Annotated in this window: 7 protein-coding genes and 1 CRISPR repeat array (1 of these 8 running past the window's edge); all 7 genes read right to left on the reverse strand. The window is 44.4% G+C overall.

Annotation, left to right across the window (positions count from 1 at the left end):
- Positions 1-58 precede the first annotated feature (58 nt).
- On the reverse strand, positions 59-451 hold the full coding sequence (locus tag RU87_RS03140; RefSeq protein WP_068160759.1) for a cytidine deaminase: 393 nt from the start codon (positions 449-451) through the stop codon (positions 59-61).
- Positions 435-1,100, reverse strand: coding sequence for a deoxyribose-phosphate aldolase (gene deoC, locus RU87_RS03145; protein ID WP_068160761.1), 666 nt, complete (start codon positions 1,098-1,100; stop codon positions 435-437). The genes RU87_RS03140 and deoC overlap by 17 nt, the downstream gene beginning before the upstream one ends.
- On the reverse strand, positions 1,097-2,386 hold the full coding sequence (locus tag RU87_RS03150) for a pyrimidine-nucleoside phosphorylase (protein ID WP_068160765.1): 1,290 nt from the start codon (positions 2,384-2,386) through the stop codon (positions 1,097-1,099). Before RU87_RS03150 ends, deoC begins: the two co-directional genes overlap by 4 nt.
- A gap of 128 nt (positions 2,387-2,514) precedes the next feature.
- Entirely contained in the window at positions 2,515-3,075 is a 561-nt protein-coding gene (gene lepB, locus RU87_RS03155) for a signal peptidase I (protein WP_068160769.1), read from the reverse strand.
- 121 nt (positions 3,076-3,196) lie between these two features.
- Positions 3,197-3,403, reverse strand: a complete 207-nt coding sequence (locus RU87_RS03160) for a DUF2969 family protein (protein WP_068160774.1) — start codon at positions 3,401-3,403, stop codon at positions 3,197-3,199.
- Between the two features lie 133 nt (positions 3,404-3,536).
- Complete coding sequence (gene trxA / locus RU87_RS03165) at positions 3,537-3,854, reverse strand: thioredoxin (RefSeq protein ID WP_068160777.1); 318 nt, start codon at positions 3,852-3,854, stop codon at positions 3,537-3,539.
- Between the two features lie 340 nt (positions 3,855-4,194).
- Complete coding sequence (locus tag RU87_RS03170; RefSeq protein WP_068160780.1) at positions 4,195-5,754, reverse strand: ABC-F family ATP-binding cassette domain-containing protein; 1,560 nt, start codon at positions 5,752-5,754, stop codon at positions 4,195-4,197.
- 388 nt (positions 5,755-6,142) lie between these two features.
- A CRISPR array of direct repeats spans positions 6,143-13,813; the repeat unit is 28 nt; unit sequence GGATCACCCCCGCAGGTGCGGGTAAAAG (it continues 231 nt past the right edge of the window).

Here is a 13,813-nt window from a genome sequence, read left to right on the forward strand (position 1 = left end):
CATCCTCTCTCTTTTTAATACGAAAAAAAAGCCACAATCACTTGTAGCTTTTTTTCAATCACGTCAAATTTTTAAAGTGATAAGGTAATAACTCCCCAACAGTTGTCTTTTTAACATCACCAGTTTTCGAAAATAACCAAACTGGCATCTCATCAGGACAAAACTCTGTCAGAACCTGACGGCAAGCACCACACGGTGATATCGGCTCATCTGTTTCACCATAAATACCAATCATTTCAAATGTTTTAACACCGCTAGAAACCGCATTAAAGATAGCTGTACGTTCTGCACAGTTAGTTAAACCAAAACTAGCATTTTCGATATTACAGCCTTGAAAAACTTGGCCATTTTTAGTGACCAAAGCAGCACCTACTGGAAAGTTTGAGTAAGGGACATAGGCAGTAGCAGAAGCCTCTCTAGCCTGTTTAAAAAGTTCAGTATCCTCCAGCATCAGCTATGTTTCCTTTCATAATATCTACACCATTAGACGTACCAAGTCGTGTTGCACCAGCCGCAATCATTGCTTCTGCATCCGCAATCGAGCGAACACCACCAGATGCTTTAACACCCATATCTGGCCCAACAGTTTTACGCATTAGTTTAATATCATCAATCGTTGCACCAGCAGTAGAAAACCCTGTAGATGTTTTGACAAAATCTGCACCCGCTTTTACTGCTGATTGACAAGCTTGTACTTTTTCTTCGTCAGTTAGTAGAGAAGTTTCTATAATCACTTTAGTCGTCACACCATCTGCTGCTGCGACAACTGCTGCGATATCTGAGGCTACTAAATCCCAATTACCAGCTTTTGCTGCGCCGATGTTGATCACCATATCGACTTCATCTGCACCATTTTTAATGGCTTCACTAGCTTCGTATGCTTTTACAACTGATGTATTAGCACCTAGAGGAAAGCCAATAACAGTACACACTTTAACATCATTATCAGCTAGTTTTTGTGCTGCATAAGCTACCCATGTCGGGTTAATACACACACTCATAAAGTCATATTGAATTGCTTCATCGATGATTTGTTGTACTTTTTCTTGTGTCGTATCTGCTTTTAAGACAGTATGGTCAATATATTTATTTAAAGTCATTTTATAATCTCCACTATTTCTTTAATACTAATTTTCTCTTCTGTGATCTCAATCGCGCCAAGCATCACATTAATTTCTGTTGTGACATCAAAAGATGCTTTATTATAGACAATCTCAAAAAGTGGTTCTCCTTCACTAACTTGATCACCTATTTTTTTAAAGAGTCTAACGCCAGCATCTAAGTCTAAAACATCTGATTTAACTGAACGTCCTGCTCCTGCTCGCATGGCAAGATGTCCTGCTACTAGCGCATCAAAAGACTTAATATAACCAGTTTTAGGGCTTAAAACAGTTTTTGAAAAGGCTGTAGGATGAATAGGATGTGCCACAAGCTCGTCAAAATCGCCATCTTGCGATTGGATCATTTCTTTAAATTTTTCGAGAGCTGCTCCATTTGATAAATGTGCTAATATCTCATCGATTGTTTTAGTCACACCACCTAGTGACAGCATAATCTGTGCTAACTCGGCGATAAACACTTTAAGATCATCTCGGCCACCACCTTGTAGGACTGATAAGCTTTCAGCGATTTCTAGGCGATTACCGATCGTTTCCCCAAGAGGTTGTCGCATATCTGTGATGACAGCAACAGTTTTACGCCCTACCGCATTCCCTAACTCAACCATCGTTTTAGCCAATACACGCGCATCAGCTATGTTTTTCATAAAGGCACCAGTGCCCACTGTGACATCGAGTAAAATCGCGTCACTACCCGCAGCGATTTTTTTAGACATGATTGAACTCGCAATCAAAGGAATAATATCAACGGTCGCTGTGACATCACGCAAAGCATATAATAACTTGTCTGCTTTAACTAACTCATCTGACTGACCAATGACAGAGATACCAATCTCTTTTACTTGGCTGACAAATGCTGCTTGTGTGCGTTCAACTTGATAGCCGTGTATACTTTCCAACTTATCGATCGTACCACCCGTGTGACCAAGTCCTCGACCGCTCATCTTAGCTACTGGTACACCAAAACTAGCTACTAAAGGCGCTAAAATCAACGTAACCTTATCGCCAACACCACCAGTTGAGTGTTTATCGACTTTGATACCTGGGATAGACGACAAATCTATTTGGTGTCCTGTTTCGACCATTGCCATCGTTAAATCAGCAATTTCTTGCATCTCCATGCCTTGAAAATAAACAGCCATCGCCCAAGCAGCCATCTGATAATCTGGAATTTCTCCCTTAGCATAACCCTCTATCATCCAAGTTGTTTCAGACTTGGTAAGTACACCATTATCACGTTTTTTTTGGATAATATCGACCATTCTCATGTTAAGTTCTCCTAGCGCTGTATTCTGACTACTTATACTATTATCATTGCTCTTTCTATTATAGCATACAGCAAAAAAAATACGACTGGTGAGATAATGCATCCATCACTATCTCATCAGTCGTCTATTTATTTTGGTTCGAAGCCATTTTCTAGTTTTGCTTCATCATTTTCAATAAAGCCAAAATCACTAATTGGTGCATATTTGAATTTTAATTCACCTAAAATATCCTTTTTCTTGATCGCACCAAAGGTTCTGCTATCCTCTTTGATATTTCTAGCATCATTTAAAATCCAATACGTTTTGTCAGCTAATTTATCTTGTCTAAAATCAGTTGTAAAATCGTCATCATGCGTCTTGAGATAATTTTTTTGGTTGCTCGTAATATAAGGTTCTTTTAAAACCGTTTGGTTAACATAAACAACATTATCCAGCGAGACAACGCTCTGACCTGGTGTCCCAATAATACGACCAACATATTTTTTACCATTATGACGATAAGCAACCAGATCTAGATTCTCAAGTTTGGTCGCCTTCATCGCAAAAACTTGTGTTTTATTGGGTAAAATTGGCGACATATTGTTATTATGGATACGAACAGGCTCTAAGACAAAAAATCTTAAAACAAGTAAGATTGCGACAACGATTAATGTGATGATAATATTTCGATATAAGTCTCTTTTTACCATTTTATTTCAAAACTTTCTAAAATAAAAGCGAACTGTTGTCGCTTTTGCTGCTTAGTATAACTAAAACAACTGACTAGGTCAGTTGACTAAATTGATGAAAAAATAGCTATCAATCTAGCTGTTACAAGCTAAGATTATAATGTTTAATCGCTTCTTCTAACGCATCTGCATACTGCTTTGATGTTTTAATTAACTTACCATTAACAAAAATATCAAAGGAATCATCAGCTGTATTTTTAATTTCAGCAACTGTTTTTTTTCCGACAGTTAATAGCACACCGTCTTTACTATCAGAAATTTGAATTTCTGTCTCTTTTTTCTTACTCATAGGACTATTATATAGGATATTAGTTATTTTTTCAAGGCATACACATATACGCTAAAATAGAATGAAGCTATACTGCCATCTAATACCAAAAAAAGTCTAAGTGATCGAAGATAATCTCTTAGACTTTTGAAACTTAGGCAGTTAATTCTGCTAAAATATGTTTAATTTGATCTTTTGTGTGTACACCTGCAACTTGTTTAACCACTTCACCATCTTTTTTAAATAGCAAAGTTGGGATACTCATCACACCAAATGCTTGTGAGGTTGCAGGATTTTCATCCACATCAAGCTTAACGATTTTAAGCTCACTCTCATCCAATTCTTCAGAAAGTTGATCAAGAATTGGCCCTTGCATTCTACATGGTCCACACCATTCTGCCCAAAAATCTACCAACACAATCCCATCTTTAGTTTCTGCTTCGAAAGTTGCATCCGTTACTACTGTTGTCATATTATCACCTCTATTTGTTTTACTAACACCATTTTACCTTAAAGTTTTATGTTTGTCTCTTAATTTGCACACAGATGTGACCTAGAGGTCTATAGTGATGCCCTTATGTATCACTTATTGACTTATGTTGCGCACTAGCCATCAACAATATCAACTTTCTTAGTTCCTAAGACGAGATAATGACGGTGTTGAAGGCATTCAATTCAACACAGCGAAGTTAAAATAAGCGGGACATTCACCTTATGGTTTGAGGGTCAGTGCGTATCCATCTCTTGATGAGGATGTCCTGCCATCGGGACTTTTTTTGCAAAAAAATAAGACTTTCGTCTTATTATCAGTATTATACAACTTTTGTTGTCCAAGCTTCGCAATCAACAATTTCTGTCACGATATCTTGATAAAATTCAGGTTCATGACTGACCATCAACACCGTTCCCTTATAAGCTTGTATGGCACGTTTTAGTTCATCTTTTGCATCAACATCTAAGTGATTGGTCGGCTCATCCATGACTAGAATATTAGATTCGTGATTCATGATTTTACCTAAACGTAATTTAGCCTGCTCACCACCAGATAGCACATAAACGCGACTCTCAATCTGTTTAGTGCCTAGTCCACATCGCGCTAATGCTGCACGGACTTCAGCTTGATTTAGAGTCGAAAACTCATCCCAATACTCATCTAAAACTGTTTTCTGACTTGGGTGTTTATCTTCTTGGGCAAAATAGCCGATGACTTGGAATTCTCCCTGAACGACTGTACCTGATAATGGTTTTATTTCGCCCAAGAGTGATTTTAGCAAGGTCGATTTACCGATACCGTTTGACCCTGTGAACGCAATCTTTTGCCCACGTTCTACAGTTAGATTAATCGGACTTGATAGCGGTTCAGCTGAATCATACCCTAAAACCATGTCAGTTGCCTCAAAAATTAACTTACTAGACGTTCTAGCGAGTTTGAACTCAAAACTTGGCTTGGCTTTTTCTTGAATCGTTTCGACAAACGTCATCTTATCTAATTTCTTTTGTCTCGCTTTGGCTTGACCTGATGTTGCAACATTGGCTTTTTTCTTAGCGATAAACTCTTTTAACTTAGCTGCTTCTGCTTGCTGTGCATCTGCGAGTGAGGCAAGCTGTTTTTTCTTTTCTTCAAATAAGCGTTCAAAATTATGATAATCGCCAACATATCGATCAATTTTTTGCTGATTCACATGATAGATGATATTGATGACATCATTCATAAAGTCAACATCATGGGAAATGAGTATAAAGGCATTTTCATAATTTTGTAGATAGGTTCTTAGCCAGTTAATATGATCTTCGTCTAGATAGTTAGTCGGCTCATCTAAAAGTAGAATATCTGGTTTCTCAAGCAATAGCTTACCCAGTAAAATCTTGGTACGTTGACCACCTGATAAATCAGCGACATCTTTCTCAAGAAAATCACCCAACCCTAGACCACGTGCGATTTCATCAACTTTGGCATCTATCAAATAAAAATCGGAATTATCCAATGTATCTTGAAGTTCTGCTGCTTTTTCAAGCGCCTGTGTCATCTCTTCATCCGACATCTCTCCCATGCGGGCATAAATATCATTCATCTCAGCTTCAGAATCTAGTAGATACTGGAAAGCTTCTGACAAGGCTTGGCGTGTTGTCTTGCCTTTTCCAAGCGCAGCGTGTTGGTCCATATAGCCCACACGATGCTTAGTCGACCAAGTAATTTTTCCTTCATCTGGTTGCAATGCACCTGTTATGATATTCATGAAAGTAGATTTACCTTCACCATTTGCACCGACAAAGCCAATATGTTCGCCTTTTAATAATCGAAAGTTAACATCATCGAAAATAGCTCGATCTCCGAAGCCATGACTTAATTTTTGTACTGTTAAGATACTCATCTATTCCTTATTCTCCGCTTTTTTTATCATCACTTTCTATAGTTTAACAAAATTTACGGCAATAAAAAAGGACTGCGTGTCATGTTTGTACACACAGTCTTTTTATCTTTTGTGATTTAATTTGTTATTTCAAAATTAGTGACACTGACTCATTCTGCTAATAGACATAAAAATGAATCTACTATCTTGAAAATAGGCGAGAACTTGTCTATTCTGTATTTGCGGAGAAAAGTTAAAGCCTTTTGCGTCGTATAAATCAAATTCAGGATCACCTCCGCAGGTGCGGGTAAAAGATATAAGCTACTGCACTGCGTTTCTTTGCTTCGGGATCACCCCCCGCAAGTGCGGGTAAAAGCAACTGTTCAGAATGATGTTAATGCGATGGACGGGATCACCCCCGCAGGTGCGGGTAAAAGTCTAAAGATTGAATTTTTTCACGTAGTGCTTTAGGATCACCCCCGCAGGTGCGGGTAAAAGAATATACCTGTAGTTATATTTGATGCATTGATGGGATCACCCCCGCAGGTGCGGGTAAAAGAATATACCTGTAGTTATATTTGATGCATTGATGGGATCACCCCCGCAGGTGCGGGTAAAAGAATATACCTGTAGTTATATTTGATGCATTGATGGGATCACCCCCGCAGGTGCGGGTAAAAGAATATACCTGTAGTTATATTTGATGCATTGATGGGATCACCCCCGCAGGTGCGGGTAAAAGAATATACCTGTAGTTATATTTGATGCATTGATGGGATCACCCCCGCAGGTGCGGGTAAAAGTATTCCAACATTTTAATAAAGCTTACTCAGCGGGGGATCACCCCCGCAGGTGCGGGTAAAAGTATCTTGTTTTACTATAAATTTATTTGTATAAAGGATCACCCCCGCAGGTGCGGGTAAAAGTAACTAAACCTATTGGACTAGTCAGAAAAGCAAGGATCACCCCCGCAGGTGCGGGTAAAAGACCGATACGGCCTAGAACGGACGTTTAAAGACAGGATCACCCCCGTAGGTGCGGGTAAAAGAGTAGTTGGAGGTATGCCCGATCTTCTAGCGAAGGATCACCCCCGCAGGTGCGGGTAAAAGGAATAAAGAAAGAGAAAAAATTTCATGACAACAGGATCACCCCCGCAGGTGCGGGTAAAAGATCAAGCTGTTTTAGAATCTTTAGATCAAGCAAGGATCACCCCCGCAGGTGCGGGTAAAAGCTCTCAAAATGATAGAGAGCAAATGATAAGATAGGATCACCCCCGCAGGTGCGGGTAAAAGCTAGTGCCGTCGCCTTTTCTACTAGATGAGATGTGGATCACCCCCGCAGGTGCGGGTAAAAGAGTTCAAGATATTCAAGCATTTTATTGTGTTCAGGATCACCCCCGCAGGTGCGGGTAAAAGTTTCACAAACATTAATAACCCTAGTCGAATTCAGGATCACCCCCGCAGGTGCGGGTAAAAGTTAAATCTTTTGGTAAATACTCCCTTGGAATTAGGATCACCCCCGCAGGTGCGGGTAAAAGTTTAACATTTTTAATACTTCTGCTGTGTTCGCAGGATCACCCCCGCAGGTGCGGGTAAAAGAGGTTCACAATTTGAAAATTTTGTAAATAACTAGGATCACCCCCGCAGGTGCGGGTAAAAGTGTTACCATATCGGAGATTATAGAACTAGCTAAGGATCACCCCCGCAGGTGCGGGTAAAAGTGTAACGTCCGCGACCATAATAAGTTGACGCGAGGATCACCCCCGCAGGTGCGGGTAAAAGTAAACATGACAACATGAACGAACTTGAAGCAGGGGATCACCCCCGCAGGTGCGGGTAAAAGTTCCTTACAAAAACATAGGCGAAGATGGGCTAAGGATCACCCCCGCAGGTGCGGGTAAAAGACTTACAAAGTAAGGAAAAACAAGAAGAGAACAGGATCACCCCCGCAGGTGCGGGTAAAAGTCGATTATATTACTACCTCTCATATCTATACCAGGATCACCCCCGCAGGTGCGGGTAAAAGATTGCACTGTTATTAGCTTCTGCAAAATATCTGGGATCACCCCCGCAGGTGCGGGTAAAAGCACTAAGTGCTGGTAGGATAGGGGCGAATTCAAGGATCACCCCCGCAGGTGCGGGTAAAAGAAGTATCTAACGCTACTAGTTCAATAGCGACAGGGATCACCCCCGCAGGTGCGGGTAAAAGCTCTGACCCTAGAAGTGTATTTGGCGGTGGAAGGGATCACCCCCGCAGGTGCGGGTAAAAGTATTTAAAAGGAGGAAAAATGTCTGGAAGTTTAGGATCACCCCCGCAGGTGCGGGTAAAAGCACAATTCACGGATTTAGGCATACTCATGCAAGGGATCACCCCCGCAGGTGCGGGTAAAAGCTCTAAGCCAAGCGAATAAGCGTTTTTCTCCAAGGATCACCCCCGCAGGTGCGGGTAAAAGCTCTACTTAAGGTAGCAACTCCTTAAGCTCCTAGGATCACCCCCGCAGGTGCGGGTAAAAGAAGTTGATATTTTATGCAATCATCATAATACTAGGATCACCCCCGCAGGTGCGGGTAAAAGAGGTGGAAGAATGAGCGATTTTAAGTGTGCAAAGGATCACCCCCGCAGGTGCGGGTAAAAGCTTTTCGTTGGATAGAATTAGACGACTAAGAAAGGATCACCCCCGCAGGTGCGGGTAAAAGAAAAGAAGCGTGCGTACAATCCAAGAAATAAAATGGATCACCCCCGCAGGTGCGGGTAAAAGTTAAAGCTTGCCCATTTGATTATGACGGATGTAGGATCACCCCCGCAGGTGCGGGTAAAAGCGCTTGGAAGTATGCGTTAAGCGAAGTTATCGGGGATCACCCCCGCAGGTGCGGGTAAAAGTTTTGTCCGTTCTGCGTGTTTACTGTGCGCATAGGATCACCCCCGCAGGTGCGGGTAAAAGTCATCGATGATGAGACAGAGAAAGTCTTGGACGGGATCACCCCCGCAGGTGCGGGTAAAAGTTTTCGGATACGTTATCCCAAGCTCTTCTAGTAGGATCACCCCCGCAGGTGCGGGTAAAAGATCAGTCAGCTATGAATCATGCTGTAAAATAAAGGATCACCCCCGCAGGTGCGGGTAAAAGTGAAGCAATGCAATGAACCAATCTTTATTTACTGGGATCACCCCCGCAGGTGCGGGTAAAAGAGATATCTATTACCATCGTTGATTGTTTACCAAGGATCACCCCCGCAGGTGCGGGTAAAAGTTTATGCCGTTGATTGGGACGGACAAAGTTATAGGATCACCCCCGCAGGTGCGGGTAAAAGTTTTAACGTGAATCCTATCTGCACGATAATTCAGGATCACCCCCGCAGGTGCGGGTAAAAGCTATGTTTTCAAACTCCCAAGCAATCTTAGGCGGGATCACCCCCGCAGGTGCGGGTAAAAGTTTACACTTGAAGATGGAGATGGCGAGAAGTTAGGATCACCCCCGCAGGTGCGGGTAAAAGCTTATATAGTCGAAGTGCCTAAAGCTAAAGCTATGGATCACCCCCGCAGGTGCGGGTAAAAGTCGTTATAGGCACTCCTATGGGCGTTGACACGAGGATCACCCCCGCAGGTGCGGGTAAAAGTAGAGCAAAAGGTAGCAGCTAACATAGATTGGGGGATCACCCCCGCAGGTGCGGGTAAAAGTCTCAGAAGCAAGCTAAGCGGATATTTTATCAAGGATCACCCCCGCAGGTGCGGGTAAAAGGAGCTTGATGGTACAAAATCTTCAACGATTGCAGGATCACCCCCGCAGGTGCGGGTAAAAGTAGGATGCTTTTACGGAACTGGCGAAGAATTGGGGATCACCCCCGCAGGTGCGGGTAAAAGTAGTTGTCCAACCTTCTTTGTTAGCCATCTCCAGGATCACCCCCGCAGGTGCGGGTAAAAGGAATTAGATTGTTTTCCAATATCTTTCAATCCAGGATCACCCCCGCAGGTGCGGGTAAAAGATGACTTTATCGAAGATATGACAGACGGTGTGGGGATCACCCCCGCAGGTGCGGGTAAAAGGGTTGCGACTACTTCACGTTGAAAGGCACGATAGGATCACCCCCGCAGGTGCGGGTAAAAGGACAAAGACACGCAAATAGGCGATACAGTCAAGGGATCACCCCCGCAGGTGCGGGTAAAAGGGTATCTGCCCCACTCTTTACTGTTCAAGATTAGGATCACCCCCGCAGGTGCGGGTAAAAGTCTACGATTTACAAACACAAGAAACGTACCAAAGGATCACCCCCGCAGGTGCGGGTAAAAGAATCTCCTGAGTTGGTAAAGTCTCATAAGTGTAGGATCACCCCCGCAGGTGCGGGTAAAAGTTTAATTAGTGATCGTTTAGCTTCATCATCTAGGGATCACCCCCGCAGGTGCGGGTAAAAGACTGCTTCTTCCATGATTTCTTCGATGCGTTCGGGATCACCCCCGCAGGTGCGGGTAAAAGACTCGCATTACCTAAAGCTAGTACATCAGCTAAGGATCACCCCCGCAGGTGCGGGTAAAAGAAGTTTAAGTTGCGTTGCTTATGTAGAAGATCAGGATCACCCCCGCAGGTGCGGGTAAAAGGATAACATATGGCAAGATGCTGAATCATTTCAAGGATCACCCCCGCAGGTGCGGGTAAAAGGATTTTCTGGAAAAATGTTAATGACTATCTAGAGGATCACCCCCGCAGGTGCGGGTAAAAGTCCCTCTTTTCATCTAGCGCTTGTTTGATGTCGGGATCACCCCCGCAGGTGCGGGTAAAAGTCTGATTGTTGATGAATTTGTTCAGCTACAACAGGATCACCCCCGCAGGTGCGGGTAAAAGACACAATTCGAAACAAGTAACTACGCTAAGATGGGATCACCCCCGCAGGTGCGGGTAAAAGTTGTTTCTACTATACCAGAAACCGAGCGCTCAGGGATCACCCCCGCAGGTGCGGGTAAAAGCAGTCCTGATTTTCTGATATACGAGTAAATCCAGGATCACCCCCGCAGGTGCGGGTAAAAGTCGGAATCGTGATCTGATGTTGGTTTAACGGTAGGATCACCCCCGCAGGTGCGGGTAAAAGGTTCTAGAAGTAAAACTTGGAAAAATCAATCTAGGATCACCCCCGCAGGTGCGGGTAAAAGGAACGGATATTCAATATTGTTAATGATAAAAAGGGATCACCCCCGCAGGTGCGGGTAAAAGTACAAACTTAGCAAACTCAGGCGTCGCTATCAAGGATCACCCCCGCAGGTGCGGGTAAAAGATTTGTATATTTTTATAACTTTAGTGTCCTTTGGGATCACCCCCGCAGGTGCGGGTAAAAGCCGCAAGACTTTACACCATTTTTACCTTTAATAGGATCACCCCCGCAGGTGCGGGTAAAAGGACTCTGTTTGTCCTTGTCTGTCAAGTCTTGCAGGATCACCCCCGCAGGTGCGGGTAAAAGCAAACTGGCTCAAAGAAAATAATATTACTTAGAGGATCACCCCCGCAGGTGCGGGTAAAAGTACCTAAGTTTCGAGTTATCTCTTAAGCCTGAAGGATCACCCCCGCAGGTGCGGGTAAAAGCTTAGCCATTCAGACTTGGCTTTAACATTGCTAGGATCACCCCCGCAGGTGCGGGTAAAAGCTTGATAGCCTTCTGGATTATCCCAACCGTTGAGGATCACCCCCGCAGGTGCGGGTAAAAGATAAAAACTAGTAATTTTGACCTTTATATATTAGGATCACCCCCGCAGGTGCGGGTAAAAGTCAACTGTTCCTCGTAAGGTTCTCCATTCTTCAGGATCACCCCCGCAGGTGCGGGTAAAAGTTTGCATCAATTATTGACAGAAGACAAATCATAGGATCACCCCCGCAGGTGCGGGTAAAAGCAGACGAAACCAAAACGACACCTTGGGGTGCTAGGATCACCCCCGCAGGTGCGGGTAAAAGGATATCGCTTGCAGATGCCTTAAGCGGCAATTTGGATCACCCCCGCAGGTGCGGGTAAAAGGGTGTTAACAATGAAGGCCGTTTGGCTCAATTAGGATCACCCCCGCAGGTGCGGGTAAAAGTCGTTTCTCTTGTTTCGACTTCGCTAAAGTCATGGATCACCCCCGCAGGTGCGGGTAAAAGGACCTGCCAGAGTTTGAAAGCTTGGCCGAGATGGGATCACCCCCGCAGGTGCGGGTAAAAGCGGCTACAAAGATACAGTCAAAGGTTTAGATTAGGATCACCCCCGCAGGTGCGGGTAAAAGCAGTTCTGGCGCACGTGTCAAACAATACGACTAGGATCACCCCCGCAGGTGCGGGTAAAAGTAGACAAAGATGTAGATATATCTGAAGCGGATAGGATCACCCCCGCAGGTGCGGGTAAAAGTATCGAACCATGAAATAGCTTCATTGTTATCAAGGATCACCCCCGCAGGTGCGGGTAAAAGTACAACTTAAGTTTAATATTGTCAACACTTTTAGGATCACCCCCGCAGGTGCGGGTAAAAGAGGAACTGATGAAGGTAAGCCACCAAGAGATTAGGATCACCCCCGCAGGTGCGGGTAAAAGCTACAGGGTTAAAGCCGTTATTAGATGTACTTGGGATCACCCCCGCAGGTGCGGGTAAAAGAATCGTGAGTTGATTGAAAGCCGTCAATGTACAGGATCACCCCCGCAGGTGCGGGTAAAAGATTGTGTACTTCGCTTTCATTGATTAGTATCAGGGATCACCCCCGCAGGTGCGGGTAAAAGTTTAGTTGATAGCTCACAAACTGCCAGATGCCGGGATCACCCCCGCAGGTGCGGGTAAAAGCATGATTGGTTTTCTGAGATACGAGTATAGCCAGGATCACCCCCGCAGGTGCGGGTAAAAGTCAGGTTCAACATCCTACTTTACAGAAGATCCAGGATCACCCCCGCAGGTGCGGGTAAAAGAAAGCAAAGGTCACACCAGAGGATGATGCAGCGGGATCACCCCCGCAGGTGCGGGTAAAAGCCGTTATCATCCCAATTAACATCGGTGCTACCGGGATCACCCCCGCAGGTGCGGGTAAAAGCCACCAACTAAACCAAACAGCATTGATGCTGTAGGATCACCCCCGCAGGTGCGGGTAAAAGATTCAATTTTAGACGAAAAATTCACAACAAGAAGGATCACCCCCGCAGGTGCGGGTAAAAGTCGATCTCGTCCTGCGTCGGCTCGACAACACCAGGATCACCCCCGCAGGTGCGGGTAAAAGGACCCACAAACACGACTAATCTTAATCAAGTTAGGATCACCCCCGCAGGTGCGGGTAAAAGACAGATTAATTTAGCTAACTTAGTTTTGGTGTAGGATCACCCCCGCAGGTGCGGGTAAAAGGTGCCAGTTGAGGATGGATGAATATGGCTTTAGGGATCACCCCCGCAGGTGCGGGTAAAAGCCAACAAATGAATGTATACTTTGTACACTTCTAGGATCACCCCCGCAGGTGCGGGTAAAAGAATGGATAAACCCACTTATCGAACTTGTGCCAGGGATCACCCCCGCAGGTGCGGGTAAAAGACATTATTTCTATAAATTTTGTCTTTGGGTATAGGATCACCCCCGCAGGTGCGGGTAAAAGTTTCACTGGCTTGCTTACGAGCTTTTTCTTCGGGGATCACCCCCGCAGGTGCGGGTAAAAGTTCATTTGCTCATAGATAGATTGTTCAAGCGTGGGATCACCCCCGCAGGTGCGGGTAAAAGTGTTTGTTCGGTGCTGTATCGCTTATGTCAACAGGATCACCCCCGCAGGTGCGGGTAAAAGCAGATTGGAGAATTCCAATCAGAGTGCCGTACAGGATCACCCCCGCAGGTGCGGGTAAAAGAGCTTGTCATACAGTGCTAGCGTCTTCTTGTCAGGATCACCCCCGCAGGTGCGGGTAAAAGTATTCTCCTTAAAATTTAATTACGTCACGTGGAGGATCACCCCCGCAGGTGCGGGTAAAAGAATCTATAAGCAATCCACAAACCGCAGCGACTGGGATCACCCCCGCAGGTGCGGGTAAAAGATACTGCAAGCGTTGCGGATATGATACGCATGAGGATCACCCCCGCAGGTGCGGGTAAAAGTAGCTAAAGAAGT

Source organism: Pseudolactococcus plantarum (assembly GCF_002441715.1).
GTDB lineage: Bacteria > Bacillota > Bacilli > Lactobacillales > Streptococcaceae > Pseudolactococcus > Pseudolactococcus plantarum.

Coding starts and splice junctions, on each gene's coding strand:
- RU87_RS03140 (WP_068160759.1), bottom strand. CDS start 451: ATGCTGGAGGATACTGAACTTTTTAAACAGGCTAGAGAGGCTTCTGCT.
- deoC (WP_068160761.1), bottom strand. CDS start 1,100: ATGACTTTAAATAAATATATTGACCATACTGTCTTAAAAGCAGATACG.
- RU87_RS03150 (WP_068160765.1), bottom strand. CDS start 2,386: ATGAGAATGGTCGATATTATCCAAAAAAAACGTGATAATGGTGTACTT.
- lepB (WP_068160769.1), bottom strand. CDS start 3,075: ATGGTAAAAAGAGACTTATATCGAAATATTATCATCACATTAATCGTT.
- RU87_RS03160 (WP_068160774.1), bottom strand. CDS start 3,403: ATGAGTAAGAAAAAAGAGACAGAAATTCAAATTTCTGATAGTAAAGAC.
- trxA (WP_068160777.1), bottom strand. CDS start 3,854: ATGACAACAGTAGTAACGGATGCAACTTTCGAAGCAGAAACTAAAGAT.
- RU87_RS03170 (WP_068160780.1), bottom strand. CDS start 5,754: ATGAGTATCTTAACAGTACAAAAATTAAGTCATGGCTTCGGAGATCGA.